At 64.0% G+C, this 16,205-nt stretch carries 22 protein-coding genes; 19 read left to right on the forward strand and 3 right to left on the reverse strand.

Going from position 1 to position 16,205, the window contains the following annotated elements:
- Positions 1-6: 6 nt before the first annotated feature.
- The 3 genes from rpmD (at position 7) to HMPREF0298_RS02235 (ending at position 943) form a co-directional block, all read left to right on the forward strand.
- Positions 7-192: a 50S ribosomal protein L30 gene (gene rpmD, locus HMPREF0298_RS02225; RefSeq protein WP_006839462.1), complete on the forward strand. Its 186-nt coding sequence runs from the start codon at positions 7-9 to the stop codon at positions 190-192.
- 7 nt (positions 193-199) lie between these two features.
- The gene (gene rplO, locus HMPREF0298_RS02230; RefSeq protein ID WP_006839463.1) at positions 200-646 is read left to right on the forward strand and encodes a 50S ribosomal protein L15; all 447 of its coding nucleotides are present in this window, start codon (positions 200-202) and stop codon (positions 644-646) included.
- Positions 647-733: 87 nt separating this feature from the next.
- Positions 734-943, forward strand: coding sequence for a hypothetical protein (locus tag HMPREF0298_RS02235; RefSeq protein ID WP_006839464.1), 210 nt, complete (start codon positions 734-736; stop codon positions 941-943).
- Positions 944-951: 8 nt separating this feature from the next.
- Here the strand turns inward: HMPREF0298_RS02235 and HMPREF0298_RS02240 are convergent, their stop codons facing one another.
- Positions 952-1,506, reverse strand: coding sequence for a DUF1707 SHOCT-like domain-containing protein (locus HMPREF0298_RS02240; protein ID WP_040422184.1), 555 nt, complete (start codon positions 1,504-1,506; stop codon positions 952-954).
- Between the two features lie 231 nt (positions 1,507-1,737).
- On the opposite strand from HMPREF0298_RS02240, the gene secY reads away from it, so the two are divergent.
- From secY to eccB, 16 genes are all read left to right on the forward strand, one after another.
- Positions 1,738-3,066, forward strand: coding sequence for a preprotein translocase subunit SecY (secY, locus tag HMPREF0298_RS02245; protein WP_006839466.1), 1,329 nt, complete (start codon positions 1,738-1,740; stop codon positions 3,064-3,066).
- Entirely contained in the window at positions 3,066-3,620 is a 555-nt protein-coding gene (locus tag HMPREF0298_RS02250; RefSeq protein ID WP_006839467.1) for an adenylate kinase, read from the forward strand. Before secY ends, HMPREF0298_RS02250 begins: the two co-directional genes overlap by 1 nt.
- 19 nt (positions 3,621-3,639) lie before the next feature.
- Entirely contained in the window at positions 3,640-4,443 is an 804-nt protein-coding gene (gene map / locus HMPREF0298_RS02255; protein ID WP_006839468.1) for a type I methionyl aminopeptidase, read from the forward strand.
- A gap of 45 nt (positions 4,444-4,488) precedes the next feature.
- The gene (locus tag HMPREF0298_RS02260) at positions 4,489-5,250 is read left to right on the forward strand and encodes a L,D-transpeptidase (RefSeq protein ID WP_083789485.1); all 762 of its coding nucleotides are present in this window, start codon (positions 4,489-4,491) and stop codon (positions 5,248-5,250) included.
- A gap of 173 nt (positions 5,251-5,423) precedes the next feature.
- Complete coding sequence (gene infA / locus HMPREF0298_RS02265; protein ID WP_006839470.1) at positions 5,424-5,642, forward strand: translation initiation factor IF-1; 219 nt, start codon at positions 5,424-5,426, stop codon at positions 5,640-5,642.
- Positions 5,643-5,825: 183 nt separating this feature from the next.
- Positions 5,826-6,194, forward strand: coding sequence for a 30S ribosomal protein S13 (gene rpsM / locus HMPREF0298_RS02270; protein WP_006839471.1), 369 nt, complete (start codon positions 5,826-5,828; stop codon positions 6,192-6,194).
- A gap of 3 nt (positions 6,195-6,197) precedes the next feature.
- Positions 6,198-6,602, forward strand: coding sequence for a 30S ribosomal protein S11 (gene rpsK, locus HMPREF0298_RS02275; protein ID WP_006839472.1), 405 nt, complete (start codon positions 6,198-6,200; stop codon positions 6,600-6,602).
- Positions 6,603-6,629: 27 nt separating this feature from the next.
- Positions 6,630-7,235, forward strand: a complete 606-nt coding sequence (rpsD, locus tag HMPREF0298_RS02280) for a 30S ribosomal protein S4 (protein WP_040422185.1) — start codon at positions 6,630-6,632, stop codon at positions 7,233-7,235.
- A 78-nt stretch (positions 7,236-7,313) separates the two neighbouring features.
- Positions 7,314-8,327 (forward strand): DNA-directed RNA polymerase subunit alpha, encoded by a 1,014-nt coding sequence (locus tag HMPREF0298_RS02285; RefSeq protein WP_006839474.1) that lies wholly within the window; start codon positions 7,314-7,316, stop codon positions 8,325-8,327.
- Between the two features lie 46 nt (positions 8,328-8,373).
- On the forward strand, positions 8,374-8,853 hold the full coding sequence (rplQ, locus tag HMPREF0298_RS02290; protein ID WP_006839475.1) for a 50S ribosomal protein L17: 480 nt from the start codon (positions 8,374-8,376) through the stop codon (positions 8,851-8,853).
- A 91-nt stretch (positions 8,854-8,944) separates the two neighbouring features.
- A complete protein-coding gene (truA, locus tag HMPREF0298_RS02295) occupies positions 8,945-9,802 on the forward strand; it encodes a tRNA pseudouridine(38-40) synthase TruA (protein ID WP_006839476.1) in 858 nt (285 codons plus the stop codon).
- A gap of 79 nt (positions 9,803-9,881) precedes the next feature.
- Positions 9,882-12,035, forward strand: a complete 2,154-nt coding sequence (locus tag HMPREF0298_RS02300) for a DUF6541 family protein (RefSeq protein ID WP_006839477.1) — start codon at positions 9,882-9,884, stop codon at positions 12,033-12,035.
- A 219-nt stretch (positions 12,036-12,254) separates the two neighbouring features.
- Positions 12,255-12,461: a hypothetical protein gene (locus tag HMPREF0298_RS02305; protein ID WP_040422186.1), complete on the forward strand. Its 207-nt coding sequence runs from the start codon at positions 12,255-12,257 to the stop codon at positions 12,459-12,461.
- 5 nt (positions 12,462-12,466) lie between these two features.
- Positions 12,467-12,682 carry a helix-turn-helix transcriptional regulator gene (locus tag HMPREF0298_RS11750; RefSeq protein ID WP_006839479.1) on the forward strand — a complete coding sequence of 72 codons (216 nt, stop codon included), beginning with the start codon at positions 12,467-12,469 and terminating at the stop codon, positions 12,680-12,682.
- A gap of 4 nt (positions 12,683-12,686) precedes the next feature.
- On the forward strand, positions 12,687-13,199 hold the full coding sequence (locus HMPREF0298_RS02315) for a hypothetical protein (protein WP_040422187.1): 513 nt from the start codon (positions 12,687-12,689) through the stop codon (positions 13,197-13,199).
- A 103-nt stretch (positions 13,200-13,302) separates the two neighbouring features.
- Entirely contained in the window at positions 13,303-14,553 is a 1,251-nt protein-coding gene (eccB, locus tag HMPREF0298_RS02320; protein ID WP_040422188.1) for a type VII secretion protein EccB, read from the forward strand.
- Here the strand turns inward: eccB and HMPREF0298_RS02325 are convergent.
- Positions 14,550-15,695, reverse strand: coding sequence for a S8 family serine peptidase (locus tag HMPREF0298_RS02325; protein ID WP_006839482.1), 1,146 nt, complete (start codon positions 15,693-15,695; stop codon positions 14,550-14,552). The genes eccB and HMPREF0298_RS02325 overlap by 4 nt on opposite strands.
- The coding region (locus tag HMPREF0298_RS02330; RefSeq protein WP_006839483.1) for a ubiquitin family protein at positions 15,695-16,205 on the reverse strand (511 nt) is incomplete at its 5' end. The genes HMPREF0298_RS02325 and HMPREF0298_RS02330, both read right to left, overlap by 1 nt.

Raw genomic sequence — 16,205 nt, forward strand, 5'->3', positions numbered from 1 at the left:
GAAACAATGGCTCTGAAGATTACGTTGCACCACGGCAAGGTCGGCGAGAAGCCGACGACCCGCGCAAACCTGGAGGCACTGGGCTTGCGCAAGATTGGCCAGTCGGTGATCAAGCAGGACAACGCCGCAACCCGCGGCCAGATCCTCAAGGTGCGCCACCTGGTCACCGTTGAAGAAGTTGCAGGGGAGTAGATTACACATGGCTGACATCATCAAGCTCCATGATCTGCGCCCGGCGCAGGGCGCGAAGAAGTCCAAGACCCGCGTTGGCCGCGGTGAAGCATCCAAGGGTAAGACCGCAGGTCGCGGTACCAAGGGCACCGGCGCTCGCAAGCAGGTTTCGGCCGCTTTCGAGGGTGGCCAGATGCCGCTGCACATGCGGTTGCCGAAGCTGAAGGGCTTCAAGAACCCGAACAAGGTCATTTTCCAGGTTGTCAACGTGGCAGACCTCGAGAAGGCGTTCCCGAACGGTGGCACTGTGGCCATCTCCGACATCGTCGCAGCGGGCCTTGTTCGCAAGAACGAGCCGGTGAAGGTTCTGGGCAACGGTGACCTGGGCGTCAAGCTCGACGTCACCGCCACGAAGTTCTCCAAGTCTGCCGTCGAGAAGATCGAGGCAGCCGGAGGCACCGTCACCGAGGCGTAGGTTTTTTAGAAAACCGCACTGACAGGCGGGCTGTTCCCACCTACGGGATCAGCCCGCCTCTTCCTTACTTTTTGTTATTCTTTCCACATGGGTAACGCAGGAGTGCACAACGGCCTCATCTACGGAATCATCCTTGGACTCTTAGCGGGTGTCTGGATGGGAATGCTTTTCTTCGACAACGTTGGTGTGGGCATCGGGGTCGGCGTCGGGGTCGGTGTTGTCGCCGGTTTGGCCTACGACAGCAGGCAACGCCGCCGCAGCGGCGACGAGAAACCGATCGATCGGGAGCGCGCGTAGCGCGGCGGTCACTGGCCGAGCTCTTTGCGACGCTCCATGGCCACGCGCAGCCTTTCGGCGCGCTTTTTGGTTTCCGACGCGTTGAGTTCCTCGAAGATTTCTTCTTCCTCGTCGCCGAGCCCAAAGAATTCGCGGGCGCCCCACGAAGCCAGGCCGGCGATCGGGAACACCACCCAGAAGTACATCCAGTTAAATACGAAAAGACCCAGGAAGAAAAGCACCATCGTGGCAGACCAGATGATGGTGTCAGCGGCCTGCACTTTCTTCCCTCGGCTCAGCACCTTGTCAAGCTCGGCGTCTGCGTCGAACTCTCGCGGTAGGGTGCGCCGCTCTGGCCTGTCATCTCCCGGCTGGGCGATGGCGGGGGAGTTGCGCTCGATAGATTCAGGCATGTCCGCGAACAGTTTGTCGAGGTCGCTCCTGTAAGTCGCTTGCGTCAGCTCAGCGGTGCGCGCATCAAACTCGGCGACGCCCAGATAGCCGTTAGTAAACAGGTGCGTCAACCGGTCAAAGGCTTCCGAGCGCTCGGGGTCTCCGACGCGGACGTCGGGAAATTCCGCCACTGAAGCCTCCTCTGGGTAAACGACCTGACACCCTAACGTGGTGTGGGCGTCGATAAGTAACTCAAGTATTGTGCGCGACAACGCGCACCGCAACTTCGACGATTGTCCGGTGGCTGGTAGGCTGTTGGGGTCAAACGTGCCTGGGGTGGGAAGCATCGAGTTTCCTAGCCCTCGGCTATACCTGTCCGCTATCTTCCGAGGTCTCACCCACCGCGGAAGCCAGGAGGCTTTGTGTCCGCTATTGTTCAAGCGTTTAGAGACGCTGATCTGCGCAAAAAGATCCTTATCACCCTCGCGTTGTTGGTTCTCTACCGCGTCGGCGCGCAGATTCCGACACCGGGAGTCGACTACGCGCTGATCAGCGCGCGCCTCAACGAGGTTTCGCAGGGCGATCAGGCCACGATGTTCTCAATCATCGGCCTGTTCTCGGGTGGTGCTCTCCTGCAGCTGTCTATCTTCGCGATCGGCATCATGCCGTACATCACGGCGTCGATCATCGTGCAGCTGCTCACCGTCGTCATCCCTCGCTTCGAGGAGCTCAAGAAAGAGGGCCAGGCTGGCCAGACGAAGATGACGCAGTACACGCGCTACCTCACCGTCGGCCTTGCGCTGTTGCAGTCCGCGGGCATCGTGGCGCTGGCGGATCGCGAACAGCTGCTGGGCCAAGGCATGCCCATCCTGGTGGAAGACCGCACCATCTGGACGCTGATCATGATGATTATCGTGATGACATCGGGTGCGGTGCTGATCATGTGGCTCGGTGAGATCATCACAGAAAAGGGCGTCGGCAACGGCATGTCGCTGCTGATCTTCGCTGGTATCGCGACCCAGATCCCCGCCCAGGGTGCCATTATTCTCGAGCAGTCCGGTGGTGTGACCTTCGGGCTGGTGCTCGCGGCGCTGATTGTGCTGGTGGTCGGCATCATCTTCGTGGAGCAGGGCCAACGCAGGATTCCGGTGCAGTACGCCAAGCGCATGGTGGGCCGCCGCCAGTACGGCGGGTCATCCACCTACCTGCCGCTGAAGGTCAACCAGGCGGGTGTGATCCCCGTCATCTTCGCGTCTTCGTTGCTGTACGTTCCGATCCTGATCACGCAGATCGTGACCATGAACAACCCGACGCCGCCGGACAACTGGTGGATGAACAACGTCATGGCCTGGCTACAGAACCCGGGTTCGTGGCAGTACATCCTGATCTACTTCGCGATGATCATCTTCTTCTCCTACTTCTACGTCTCCATCCAGTACGACCCGGTGGAGCAGGCGGACAACATGAAGAAGTACGGTGGCTTCATCCCGGGCATCCGCCCAGGCCGGCCCACCGCGCAGTACCTCGCGTTTGTGATGAACCGGTTGCTGTTCGTCGGTGCGCTCTACCTCGGCCTGATCGCGATCCTTCCCAACCTCGCACTCGATGCCGGTGTGACCGGCACCGGAAGCATGGGGATGAGCGCTTTCGGCGGCACCGCTATCCTGATTATGGTGTCCGTGGCACTGACCACGGTGAAGCAAATTGAATCCCAACTTCTCCAATCCAACTACGAAGGACTTCTCCGATAATGCGTCTCGTTCTCCTCGGCCCTCCCGGCGCCGGCAAAGGTACCCAAGCTTCCATCCTCTCGGACAAGCTCGGCGTGCCGCACATTTCCACTGGTGATTTGTTCCGCGCCAACATCGGCGAGGGCACCTCGCTCGGCGTCGAAGCCAAGGAATACATTGACGCGGGCCGTCTCGTGCCCACGGAGGTGACCGCGCGCATGGTCGAGGCCCGCCTCGAAGAGTCGGACGCGGCCAACGGCTTTCTTCTCGACGGCTTCCCGCGCACCGTGGAGCAGGCTGAGATCCTCGAGGAACTGCTGCGCAAGAAGGGCGTCGCCCTCGACGGCGTTCTCAACTTCCAGGTCGACGAGGACGTCGTTGTCGAGCGCATGCTCGCCCGAGGCCGCGAGGACGACAACGAGGAAACGATCCGCACCCGCCTCGGCGTCTACCGCAACGAGACCGCCCCACTCATCGACCACTACGGCGACGAGATCATCAACATCGACGCCGTCGGTGAGGTCGACGAGGTCAACGGCCGCGCAATGAGCGAACTGGAAAAGCTGAGCAAGTAGGCGCAGCGCGGCAAACGTGATGATTTTTAACCCGCGCCGACGACGCATCCCCGCCAAGTCGCCCTCGGACCTCGAGGCGATGGAGGCGGCGGGCCGCGTCGTCGGCGTTGCGCTGCAGGAGGTGCGCAAGGCCGCCGCGCCGGGACGCACCACCGCCGATCTTGACCGCGTTGCCGAGGACGTCATCCGCTCATACGGCGCGGTTCCGACGTTCCTCGGCTACCAAGGTTTCCCGGCGTCGATTTGCGTCTCCGTCAACGACGTCGTAGTGCACGGCATCCCGAGCGAGAAAGTCATCCTGAAAGAGGGCGACCTGGTTTCAGTGGACTGCGGCGCAACCCTTGCCGGCTGGGTGGGCGACTCCGCGTGGTCGTTCGGTGTCGGCGAGCTCGCCGAGGACATCGACAAGCTCAACCGAGCTACGGCGTGGGTGCTTGACCAGGGGATCAAAGCGATGGTGCCCGGAAACCGGCTCACGGATATCTCCCATGCTCTCAAGGCGGCAACCCGCGCCGCGGAGCAACGCTTTGGCGTCGCGCTCGGCATTCTCGACGGCTACGGCGGGCACGGCATTGGCCGCTCCATGCACGAAGAGCCGTTTTTGGCCAACGAGGGCAAGCCCGGCCGAGGCCCCCAGATCCAGGAAGGGTCAGTGCTTGCGATCGAGCCGATGCTGATCCTCGGGGGAGAGGTTTCCAGCGAGGTGCTTGACGACGACTGGACGGTTGTCACCCTCGACGGTTCACCCGCGGCGCACTGGGAACACACCGTTGCCGCTACCGCGCAGGGACCGCGGGTTCTCACCCCGCGCACCCAGTTGTGAGTAAACAAGTGCGTCAAAACTGCTAACGGGGGTTATACTTCCACCATGTCGAACTCTCAACGTCGTGCCAGCCGCTTCACAGCTGTGGTCGCCGCCGTCGGCGCCTGCGCTGCCCTTATCTTCTCTCCCACCGTGGCCAATGCCCAGCAGCTGCCGGCCACTGCGCAGCTCAGCGCGGATCCTGCCATCGCCCTCGACGCGTTTGCGCAGCAGACGTCGAGCACGCTGGCGTCGTCAAGCCGCGACAGCGCGTGGAACATCCGCGCCGGGCTGATCGCCCAGGCGGGCTCGCTTGCGGGGATTAACCCCGCCCTGCCGGAGCAGGCGCGCGCCCAGATTGACCAGACCTTCGAGGCGCTGTTTCCCGAGCTCATCGCCGAGCACCTGCCGCCGGCTCCCGCTCCCGCCCCAGTGACGCAGCAGGCTGCCGTGCCGGCTCAACCTGCGGCCTTCGATTACGGCGCGTGCCCCAAGGACGCCAAGGTGTGCGTCGACATCGCCGGGCAGCGCTCCTGGCTGCAGGAAAACGGGCAGGTCTACTACGGCGACGTCCGCGTGGCGACGGGCAAGCCGGGCTACGAGACGCCGCGCGGAACGTTCTACGTCAACCGGAAGGTGAAGGACGAAATCTCCTACGAGTTCAACAACGCCCCGATGCCTTTCGCAACGTACTTCACCTACAACGGAATCGCGTTCCATGAGGGAGACCCCGCGTATCTGTCGCACGGGTGCGTGCGCATGCACCGCGGGGACGCCCAGCGTTACTTCAGCGAGTTGAACATCGGCGACAAGGTCGTCGTCTACTAGCCGGCGCGCCCCGCATCCTCAAAGATGCGGGGTTTGTCTTTGTGCAGGTGGGGCGATATAGTTACAACTTGGTGTGAACTGCCCCCAAAAAAATGCGGGTTGTGCGCGCCAGTCAGCGAACAAATGATACGTCTAGCACCAATGCAAACACGGTGCTGTAGGAAGTGGAGTGTATGGCAAAAGAAGGCGCAATTGAGGTTGAGGGCCGCATTGTCGAGCCCTTGAAGAACGCGATGTTCCGTGTCGAACTCGACAACGGCCACCAGGTTCTCGCCCACATCAGTGGCAAGATGCGCCAACACTACATCCGCATTCTCCCGGAGGACCGGGTGATCGTGGAGCTGTCGCCATACGACCTCGACCGCGGCCGTATCACGTACCGCTACAAGTAAAACTTTTCCGCCTTCTCACTCAAACTCACCGCCGCATGAGGCGGTGAGCGATCTACCTTCGGCTGCGGTGGCCGAAGCCGCGCGCAATCACGACCCATCATCCGGTTAGGACCGGGTAAAGCGTCGCGTGGCGTGGACGGGTGGGGAGAAAACCACCGTACCAACCTGAAAGGCACGTCCGACATGGCACGTCTCGCTGGTGTCGATCTGCCGCGCAACAAGCGCATGGAGATCGCACTCACTTACATTTACGGCATCGGGGCAACCCGATCCAAGGAACTGCTCGAGAAGACGGGCATTTCTCCTGACCTGCGCACCGACAACTTGACCGACGATCAGCTCGCCGCGCTTCGCGACGCCATCGAGTCCTCCTACACCGTCGAGGGTGACCTGCGCCGTGAGGTTCAGGCTGACATTCGCCGCAAGATCGAGATCGGTTCCTACCAGGGTCTGCGCCACCGTCGCGGGCTGCCCGTTCGCGGCCAGCGCACGAAGACCAACGCGCGTACTCGCAAGGGACCGAAGAAGACCATCGCAGGAAAGAAGAAGTAACACATGCCACCGAAGACTCGTTCCGGCGCGCGCCGTACCGGCCGTCGCGTCGTCAAGAAGAACGTGGCCGCTGGCCACGCCTACATCAAGTCCACCTTCAACAACACCATCGTGTCCATCACGGACCCCAACGGTGCTGTGATCTCCTGGGCCTCCTCCGGCCATGTCGGGTTCAAGGGCTCCCGTAAGTCCACCCCGTTCGCGGCGCAGATGGCCGCTGAAAACGCAGCCCGTAAGGCCATGGAGCACGGCATGAAGAAGGTTGATGTCTTTGTCAAGGGTCCCGGCTCCGGCCGCGAGACCGCTATCCGTTCTCTCCAGGCTGCCGGCCTGGAGGTGTCCTCGATCTCCGACGTGACGCCCCAGCCGTTCAACGGCTGCCGTCCGCCGAAGCGTCGTCGCGTTTAAGGCTGAAAGGAAAAGAGGTAAGAATACATGGCTCGTTACACTGGCCCTGCTACCCGTAAGTCCCGTCGCCTCCGCGTCGACCTCGTCGGCGGTGACATGTCGTTTGAGCGCCGCCCCTACCCTCCGGGGCAGGCAGGCCGTGCTCGCATCAAAGAATCTGAGTACCTGCTCCAGCTGCAGGAGAAGCAGAAGGCTCGCTTCATTTACGGCGTGATGGAGAAGCAGTTCCGTCGCTACTACGAGGAGGCCAACCGCCTCCCCGGCAAGACCGGCGACAACCTGCTCGTCCTGCTGGAGTCCCGCCTGGACAACGTCGTCTACCGCGCTGGTCTGGCACGCACCCGCCGCCAGGCACGCCAGCTCGTCTCCCACGGCCACTTCACGGTCAACGGCAAGCGGACGAACGTTCCGTCCTACCGCGTCTCACGGTACGACATCATCGATGTCCGCGAGAAGTCCCGCGCCATGATCTGGTTCGAGGAGGCCCAGGACAACCTGGTCGACTCCGTGGTTCCGGCCTGGCTGCAGGTCGTTCCGGAGACCCTGCGCATTCTCGTGCACCAGTTGCCCGAGCGCGCTCAGATCGACGTGCCGCTGCAGGAGCAGCTCATCGTCGAGCTCTATTCGAAGTAATCTCTTACTTCGTATAACCCTTTCGCATCATCCGTTCCTACCGGCATCAAATAGTGGTTGCCGACAAAGGAGAAGTCCATGCTTATCTCTCAGCGCCCTCAACTGACCGAGGAGTACATCGACACCAACCGCTCGAAGTTCGTCATCGAGCCGCTTGAGCCTGGTTTCGGTTACACCCTCGGAAACTCTCTGCGCCGGACGCTGCTGTCGTCCATCCCGGGCGCGGCCGTGACCTCGATCAAGATCGACGGTGTGCTCCACGAGTTCACCACGATCAACGGGATCAAGGAGAACGTTTCCGAGATCATCCTCAATGTCAAGAACATTGTGCTGTCCTCCGACTCCGATGAGCCGGTTGTCCTGTACCTGTCCAAGGAGGGCCCGGGCGACGTTACCGCTGGCGATATTGAGCTGACTGCCGATGTCGCGATCCACAACCCGGATCTGCACATCGCGTCGCTCAACGACAGCGCGCGGCTTGAGATGGAGCTTGTCGTCGAGCGCGGCCGCGGCTACGTCCCGGCCATGCCGTACGCCGGTGGAGAGGCCGGCCGCATTCCGGTCGACCAGATTTACTCCCCGGTCACCCGCGTCGCCTACAAGGTTGAGGCAACTCGTGTTGAGCAGCGCACCGACTTTGACAAGCTCATCATCGACGTCGAGACCAAGAACTCCATGACCGCCCGCGACGCCCTGGCGTCCGCAGGTTCGACCCTGGTGGAGCTGTTCGGCCTCGCCCGCGAGCTGAACACCGCCGCCGAGGGCTTGGAGATCGGGCCGTCTCCGCAGGAGACGGAGTACATCGCCGCGTACAACCTGCCGATTGAGGACCTGAACTTCTCCGTCCGCTCCTACAACTGCCTGAAGCGCCAGGAGATCCACTCCGTCGGTGAGCTCGCCGAGTACACCGAGAGTGACCTGCTGGACATCCGTAACTTCGGGCAGAAGTCCATCAACGAGGTCAAGATCAAGCTTGCCTCGCTGGGGCTGACCTTGAAGGACGCGCCGGAAGACTTCGACCCGACCCAGATTGAGGGCTACGATGCCGAGACCGGCGACTACGTCGACGTCACCGCGGAAGACACCGAGTAACACTTAAGAGCACGCGCTCAACTAACCGCACACGAGGAGTACGAAAATGCCGACCCCTAAGAAGGGCGCCCGTCTCGGAGGTTCCGCCAGCCACCAGAAACACATTGTTTCCAACCTGGCCATGTCCCTCTTCGAGCACGGGGCAATCAAGACCACCGAGGCCAAGGCCAAGGTTCTGCGCCCCTACGCAGAAAAGCTGATCACCAAGGCGAAGAAGGGCACGCTGGCTGACCGCCGCGCTGTCGCCGCTGAGCTGCCGAACAAGGACATCGTTGCGTACCTGTTCAACGAGCTCGCGCCGAAGTTCGAGGGCCGCGACGGCGGTTACACCCGCTCCATCAAGCTGGAGAACCGCTCCGGCGACAACGCCCCGATGACCCACATCTCTCTCGTTCTTGAGGAGACCGTGTCCAACGAGGCTTCCCGCGCCGCCCGCGCCGCCGCCTCCAAGCAGGCTGAGGCTGAGGCGACCGAAGCTGAGGCTGAGGTTGAGGCTACCGACGCGACCGAAACGGACGAGAAGTAGCACTACTTTCCGCGTCGTAGCTGCACGCAGGCCCCGCGCTAAATTTCCCGGCAACGGAAAGCGCGGGGCTTTTTGCTACCCTCAAAGCACCATGATCGACGAAACGCTGCGTCTGCGCTTGGACATCGCCTACGACGGCACGGATTTCCACGGCTGGGCCCGCCAGCGCGAACAGCCTGACGGCACGCCCACGCGCACCGTGCAACAGACCATCCAGTCTGCGCTGTCGACTGTGCTGCGCACGCCGGTGGAGCTCACGGTTGCCGGGCGCACCGACGCCGGCGTTCACGCCTCCGGCCAAGTCGCGCACGCCGACATCCCCGCCGCATCGCTCGACCAGCGCTCCATCGACGGCGACCCTGCCCGCCTAGTGCGGCGCCTGGCTAAGCTTCTGCCCGCCGATGTGCGCGTGTACGGTGTCTCCGCGGTCAGCCCGCTTTTCGACGCCCGATTTTCCGCCCTGACCCGCAGCTACGTGTACCGGGTCACCACGCACCCCGCCGGCGCATTGCCGACCCGTGCACGCGATACCGCCGTGTGGCGCCGCCCGGTTGACATCGGCGCCATGCAGGTGGCCGCCGACGCGTTCGTGGGCCTCCACGATTTCGCCGCGTTTTGCAGAGCGAAGCCGCACGCGACGACGGTGCGTAAAGTGGTGGAGATGAGGTGGGTGGAGGCGTCGACAGGCGAAGAGCCCAACCTGTACGAAGCGCACGTGACGGCCGACGCCTTCTGCTGGAACATGGTCAGATCGCTGGTGGCGGCGTGCCTGCAGGTCGGGGAGGGGTCGAAGGACCCCACGTGGGTTGAGCCGCTGCTCGGTGAAACCACCCGCCACCCACACGTCCTGCTTGCCCCAGCCAAAGGGCTGACGCTTGTCGACGTTTCCTACCCCGCGCCCGAGCACTACGCCGAGCGCGCCCGTCTTACCAGGGCAAAGCGGGATTGAGCGCGCCGATCGCAGCGGTGTCGGGAGCACGCAATACAATGGCCAGGCAGTCGAACAAATCGGTGAGGACGGTACTGCTATGTCGCTAACGGGCGCCTCCGTGGTCGCCGTCATGCTGTTCACGCTGCCCGGTTTCGTCATTTCCTGGGTCGCGGGGGTCAAAGCCCCGGCGGCGGCCGCGAGCGCGCTGCCGGTGACCTTCGGCGTCATGGGCATGAGCGCGTGGATGTGGGGCGAGACGACTGCGCCCTTCAACACGCTCACCTTCACCATCAGTTTGATGTTCACACTCGGCTGCGCGGTGCTATGGCGCTGGGCGACAGATCGGCGCTTGCGCACGGCCACGACGTGGCGGGAAAGGGCCTTCCCTGAGGGGTGGCGCAGAGGCAGCGTGGCGGACCCGGCGTGGGTGTTGCCCGCCGTAGGTGTCGTCGGCGGCGCATGGATGATTGTCGGCGACCGTGTGAACTGGCTGCTCCGCGTGCCACACGGCACAGAAAACATCGTGCAGGGCTGGGACGTGCAATGGCATGCCAACGTGGTGCGGTTCATCCTGGAAGAAGGCATCGCTTCCCCCACGCGGATGGGCGAGCTGCAAAACATCGAAACCCAGGCGCAGCTTTTGTACCCCACCGGTTACCACTCGGGCATCGCACTGTTTGCGCAGGTCGCCGGGCTTGAGCCGATCCCAGCTCTCAACGTTGTCGCTGCCATTCTCCCCGGCCTGGCGCTACCGCTGACGATGGCGTGTCTCGTGCTCGCGGTGACGCAGTCGCGCGGGCTGACCGCGCAGATCGCTGCCGCGCTGGCGGCGCTGGCGTGCTACGTGGCACCGACGCTGATGTGGATTCCCGACTACGTCGGAATGTGGCCGTACTTGTTCGCGGTCACGCTCACCGGCATCGTGATCTGGCAGTTCTGCTCCACCCCGTCGCGGCCCGCGATGGCGCTGCCCGCAATGCTCGGTTTCCTCGGTGTTTTGGTCGTCCACCCGTCGGCGGTCACCATCGTCGCGCTCGCGGTTGCCCTGTTTTGGCTGACCCGACTGCTGTTCGTTCCCGTGACGACGAGGCTTAAGGATTTGCTCTGGATCGCGGGGCCCGCCGTGGTCGGCGCGCTGCTTTTCCTACCTCAACTTCTGCAGGGCTCCAGCCAAGCCGAAGAGGTTGCCGAGTGGGGGGTTACCGAAGGAGACCTGACGCCGACACCGTGGAAGACCATCCTGATGATGCGCACCCGCCACTCGGTGCAGTTCTTCCCCGACTTCGACGCGACGGTTCTGCTGTGGCTGGCCGTTGTCGGCGCGGTAGTTGTCGTCGCGTGGCGCCGCCAGGTGTGGCCCGTGCTCTTTTTCACGATCAGCGCCATGGCGGCGGTTCACGTTCTCGAGCCGTTCGACTCAGTGGTGGGCACGGCCCTTTCCGCGATCACCAATCTGCATTACAACACCGCCCACCGGTTGGTGATGCCGGTGAGTATGCTCACCATTGTCGGCGCCGCGATCGGCGTGGCGGCAGCAATCCGCCTGCTGACCCTGGCGCCGCTCGCTGCGCGGAAGGGTTCGCCGCGTTGGCGGTGGGCGTCGATAAGCGCCTCGCTCGTTGTCGCTGTCATCGCGGGTGCGGGGACCGTGGCGTGGGCGCGCGACACGTCCGAGCTCGGTGCGAAAGGCGCATACACCGAGACCCGGATGGACACGAGGATGGTCTCAGACAACGACCGCATCGCCTTCGACTGGCTGGCCACCCAGCCCGCCGCGTGGGAAGGGCTGACCTACGGCGAACCCGATGACGGCCACTCGTGGCTTTACGCCTACAACGGCGTACCTACGCTGTCGCGACACTACCTGTGGCCGACCGGGGGGAGCGGCTCCATGATGGACCGGATCCACTATCACACCGACGCACTCGGCGAGGGGCTGCGCGGAGATCCGGACGCGGAGAACCCCGTCGACGAGGCGGCCCGCGAACTCGGCGTGAAGTTCATCATCTCCAGCCCCGACAACTTCTGGTGGCACGTCCTCCCGCGTTATGAGCAGCTCAAGGGCCTGTGGGTGGCCGAGGGGGCAACGCCAGTGTTCGCGCGAGGCAACACCGTGATCTTCGCCGTCAACGACGCCTTCACCCCCGCCGAGCTTCGGGCCATGGCGCGTGATGCGCGTGAGCACGGGTCCGAGGAGATTCCGCAGCTGGTTGGTGGTTCTGGAGTGTCCGGAGGCGCTGCTGTTGGGTGAGCACAGCGTTTACGGGGGTTCCGGTTAAGAACGGGCGGTTAAGGATGCACGAAAAACCGGGAATTCGGGGCGCTCTTAACCGTGCGTTTTTTACCGGAATCCGGAGGCCCAGCGCGTCGGCGTCCCAGGGTTGAGACCCCGGTGATACTGCCCCTCGCCACTTTTCTTGACTGTATGTAAAGTATAGTTGACATGCAGTCAAGGAGAGGGGTTATTGATATGGAAGATAAGCACAAGCAAGTCAACAGGTGGGATGTCGAGTCGGGGTGGCTGCTTACCGTCACAGTGGTAGCGATGCTCGCGGCCACGGCAGCCTCGCAGTTCATCGACGGCGGCCTAGGTATGGCGTTCGCGATCGGTTGCGTCATTATCCAGCTCATCTGTATCGCGCACCTTGGCTCCCTGGCGGCGACGCGGAACCGCTAGTCGGCATGGAGGAGCAGCACAGCAACATGGTGCGGAGGTGGAGGCGCTGGCTCGACATGAGTCAGGCGGAACTGGCAGAGGCAGCCGGCGTTTCGCGCCAAACTATCGCCAACATTGAAAAGGGAAACTACTCCCCGTCAGTCCATCTGGCACTGAGAATCTGCCGCACTCTCGGCAAAACAGTGGAACAAGTCTTCGGTAATGAAAGGGAAGCAGGATAGTCACATGTCTATCACACGTAAATTCGGCGACGCCGTCGTCGGCGCAGTCGAGCGCGACGTCATCGATGAATATGAATCTTCCATGGTGCACAAATCCAGCACGGTTCTCGTTAGTGCGATGGGAATGGGAGTATACGCGCTGGGAGCTATCCTCGCGTGGACTATTCCGGGAAACCATTCGGCACTGAGCATCTTGGTTCTCCTTCCCCTTATACTCGGGCTTTTTGCCTCCGACGGATGGTTGAAATTCCACCACGTGCGTCAGGAAGCCCGGCTCGAATCCCGGTTCAACATTCGCTACCTCAGCGCCTTGTTGGCCTTGGCGTTGGTGCAGCTGGCAGGCATCGGCTACAACATCGGCGGCGGAATGAACACCTTCGCCTGGGGCATGCTCGGCGACGGTGTCATCGGAGCCGCAGCAGGGTTGTTGATGGCCGGCAAGGCCATGGATTTCTGGCATGCGGAGGATGTCCGTCGCCGCGATGCGCAGCTCGACGCCGAAGAGAACCTCGCCTAGTTTCCTGAGCGCGTCGCGTGCCGCCGCGGTAGGCTGCTTTCGAACCGGAAGGTGTGGGGTGCACCTAAGGGAGAACAATCGTTGAGAAGTTTTCGGGGGAAAGATGCCGCCTAATTCACCGCGCCGGCTGCTGCCGACAACCCGCGCGCAGGTCTCCGGCCACCGCTTCATGCGCCGCCGGGTCGAGCACGGTTTGATTTTCGGCGACATCCGCATGATCCATGACCCGTTGGCGTCGCGACAGCGCGCCATGATCTTCAGCATCGTGGCGGTTCTGCTGATCGCCGCGATCACGGCCCTGTTCGCGTGGCTGCGGCCCAACGCCGATCCGGGAGACGCACCCATCCTGCGCTCTGGCAGCGGGGAGCTTTACGTGCGGATCAACGACACGATCCACCCGGTCACGAACCTGACCTCTGCGCGACTTATTGTCGGGGCACCCGAGGAGCCGCAGCGCATCGGCGACGAGAACTTGCTCGCGCAGCCGCGCGGGGTGCCGGTGGGTATTGCCATGGCGCCGTCGTTGTTCGCGCCGCGCGACAGCGAAGATTTGTCGTGGTCGGCGTGCACGTTCGGCAGCGAGGTTGTCGTCATCGCAGGTCCTGGGGCGAATCAGCTTGCCGGGGCGTCGGCCGTGCTCGCCGAGGTGGGCGGGCAGCAATGGCTGGTCACCGGCGGGGGGCGCCGCTTGTTGCCGCCGGCCGATGCCCCAACCGGCCGTGTTATCCGCCGCGCTCTCGGTGTCGATGCGAACACCCCTCGCTGGTCGCCCCCGTCGCAGCTTCTCAACGCCTTGAAGGAGGAGGTCCCGCTCGAGGTTCCAAACCCGTTGCCGGAGATCGTCGTCAACGGCAGCGATTCGTGGGCCGTCGCGGCCGATGGCGGTGTCCAGCCGCTGAGCCGTCTGCAAAGCGACATCCTCACCGAAGCGGGTGCCCCGCAGCGCATCATCGGTAGCGCCGAGCTCGCGCAGCTTCCCGACGCTGAGCCGCCGATCGACATCCGCCTGCCCGCCGAGGAACCGGTCTGGCTGGACCCGGTCGTGGAACCGGTGTGCGCCACCGAAGCGCAAGTCGGGGCGACCTTCAGCGAGCCCCTGACCTCCTCGATCGCGCTGTCTGGTGGGGCGGTCGCGGTTGCTTTTGCCGGGCTTGACGACGGCGCCGTGGCCGTTGATTCCGGACACGGCTACCACGTCGTGTCGCTCAACGGCATGCGTCACGACGTCCCGGACCCCGACGTGCTGGACATGATCGGCGCCGAGCACGTCGAGCAGGTGCCGTGGGAGATCATCGCGCTGCTACCGCAGGCAGACACGCTCACCCAGGATGGGGCGCTGATCTCAACGTATTAGTGGGGGCGTCGAATAGCGGCGCCGACGACGGCGAGCAGCAGCACGGCCGCGAGGGCGGTGACGACGCTGCGCCAGCGCGCGGCTGCCGCGGAGGTGTGCTGGCGCGCGGCGGATACCACCACGGTGTGGTCCTGCGTGGGAGTCTCCTGGCGCAGCTGGGTCACCACCGACAGCGGGTCGATCGCCCCGCCGTGCGGCTGCGCCGAGGCGGCGACCAGGGCGCGGACCTCTGCGGGCGAGAGGTCGGGGTGCCTCTGACGAAGCAGCGCAATCGACCCCGCCACGACAGGTGCCGCGAAGCTGGTGCCCTCGAACGGACTGACGTTGCCCTGCGCATCGAGCGTGCCCGCCGCCCAGCCGCGCCCGTCGGGTGACAGCCCGACAGTGACATCGCCCGGAGCGGAGAGCTGGGCCGACGACTCCGGCACCGCCACGGAATACTCGGCCAGTTGGTGCGCATCTGAGCGCGCGCCGACCGCCAGGACGGTGGGGGAGTGCGACGGGATAACGCTCGAGCCCTGCGGGCACTGCGAGGTGACGTTGCCCGCGGCGGCCACCACGACGGCACCCTCGGCTTCCGCCCGCGCCAACGCTGCGTCGAGACCGGAGGTGTCGACCCGCGGGGAAACGCGCGGGTCGAGGCACGAGACCACGGAAATGTTGATCACGTCGGCCTGGAGGTCGAGGGCGTTGTTGAGGGCGTCGACAAGCGTGCGCACGCTGCCCGCACCGGCAGTGGGGTCCAGCTCGCGGGAGCGGTAGTGGGCCGAGGTCTGGCGGATCGAGATCACCTCCGCGTCCGGAGCAACACCGGCGGTAGTACCCGCGATGATGCCGGCGACGACAGTGCCGTGGGCGTCGCAGTCGAACAGCGGGTCCGGTGCATCCGGGGTGACAAAGTCGCCGCCCGCGACCAGCTGGTCGAGCTCGGGCGAGGCGGACACCCCGGTATCGATCACCGCCACACGAATGCCTGCGCCGGTCGCAAAACGACGCAGCTCCGCGTCCCATAAGGGTGCCGTGGGGCCATCAACGCGAGCGATTCGGGCGCAAACCACGTCCTGGGCGACGGCCCCCGGGGCGAGAAGGGAGGACGCCCCCACAGCGGCGACGATCCACGCCGTGCGCCCGGGCCGGCGCATCACACGCCCCGAATCAGGTCGAAGGCGCCCATCAGAAACAACCCGAGCGGGAACACCGCGATAATCGCCGCCGCCTCCGCGCGCTCAAGCCACACCAAGGAGGTGGGCTCTAGGTCCGGCACCCGCGACGACCACAGCGGGGCGGAAAGCGTCAGCGCCGCGACGAAGAAGGAAAAACCCAGCCACGCCGGGTGCGCGCCCGGGTCGACAGCCAGGCACGCGCAGGCAACCGCCGCATACGCCGTCACCGCGAGTGCGATGCGGGACGTGGTGTCATGGTGGCGAAAAGAGTGCAGCACAAGCGCGCCAGCCGCGCAGAGGCCGAATACGCTCACCCAGCCCCCGCCGAGCCACCCCAGCCACGCAAGCGCGGGCACGCAGCACAGACACACCCCGACTGACATCCCGGCGGTGACGCGGCGCGCCACGTGGCCGCGCTCGTCCACGTCCTGTTGGTAGGTGTCTGCGATAGAGAAGTTCTCTCCCGCTGTGGGCACCCGCGGGATGGCG

Origin of the sequence: Corynebacterium lipophiloflavum DSM 44291, assembly GCF_000159635.1 — a bacterium.
GTDB lineage: Bacteria > Actinomycetota > Actinomycetes > Mycobacteriales > Mycobacteriaceae > Corynebacterium > Corynebacterium lipophiloflavum.

Coding starts and splice junctions, on each gene's coding strand:
- rpsM (WP_006839471.1), top strand. CDS start 5,826: ATGGCACGTCTCGCTGGTGTCGATCTGCCGCGCAACAAGCGCATGGAG.
- eccB (WP_040422188.1), top strand. CDS start 13,303: ATGCCGCCTAATTCACCGCGCCGGCTGCTGCCGACAACCCGCGCGCAG.
- HMPREF0298_RS02325 (WP_006839482.1), bottom strand. CDS start 15,695: ATGCGCCGGCCCGGGCGCACGGCGTGGATCGTCGCCGCTGTGGGGGCG.
- HMPREF0298_RS02285 (WP_006839474.1), top strand. CDS start 7,314: ATGCTTATCTCTCAGCGCCCTCAACTGACCGAGGAGTACATCGACACC.
- HMPREF0298_RS02305 (WP_040422186.1), top strand. CDS start 12,255: ATGGAAGATAAGCACAAGCAAGTCAACAGGTGGGATGTCGAGTCGGGG.
- rplO (WP_006839463.1), top strand. CDS start 200: ATGGCTGACATCATCAAGCTCCATGATCTGCGCCCGGCGCAGGGCGCG.
- HMPREF0298_RS02235 (WP_006839464.1), top strand. CDS start 734: ATGGGTAACGCAGGAGTGCACAACGGCCTCATCTACGGAATCATCCTT.
- rplQ (WP_006839475.1), top strand. CDS start 8,374: ATGCCGACCCCTAAGAAGGGCGCCCGTCTCGGAGGTTCCGCCAGCCAC.
- HMPREF0298_RS02315 (WP_040422187.1), top strand. CDS start 12,687: ATGTCTATCACACGTAAATTCGGCGACGCCGTCGTCGGCGCAGTCGAG.
- HMPREF0298_RS11750 (WP_006839479.1), top strand. CDS start 12,467: ATGGAGGAGCAGCACAGCAACATGGTGCGGAGGTGGAGGCGCTGGCTC.
- map (WP_006839468.1), top strand. CDS start 3,640: ATGATTTTTAACCCGCGCCGACGACGCATCCCCGCCAAGTCGCCCTCG.
- rpsD (WP_040422185.1), top strand. CDS start 6,630: ATGGCTCGTTACACTGGCCCTGCTACCCGTAAGTCCCGTCGCCTCCGC.
- HMPREF0298_RS02250 (WP_006839467.1), top strand. CDS start 3,066: ATGCGTCTCGTTCTCCTCGGCCCTCCCGGCGCCGGCAAAGGTACCCAA.
- HMPREF0298_RS02260 (WP_083789485.1), top strand. CDS start 4,489: ATGTCGAACTCTCAACGTCGTGCCAGCCGCTTCACAGCTGTGGTCGCC.
- HMPREF0298_RS02300 (WP_006839477.1), top strand. CDS start 9,882: ATGTCGCTAACGGGCGCCTCCGTGGTCGCCGTCATGCTGTTCACGCTG.
- rpmD (WP_006839462.1), top strand. CDS start 7: ATGGCTCTGAAGATTACGTTGCACCACGGCAAGGTCGGCGAGAAGCCG.
- truA (WP_006839476.1), top strand. CDS start 8,945: ATGATCGACGAAACGCTGCGTCTGCGCTTGGACATCGCCTACGACGGC.
- infA (WP_006839470.1), top strand. CDS start 5,424: ATGGCAAAAGAAGGCGCAATTGAGGTTGAGGGCCGCATTGTCGAGCCC.
- rpsK (WP_006839472.1), top strand. CDS start 6,198: ATGCCACCGAAGACTCGTTCCGGCGCGCGCCGTACCGGCCGTCGCGTC.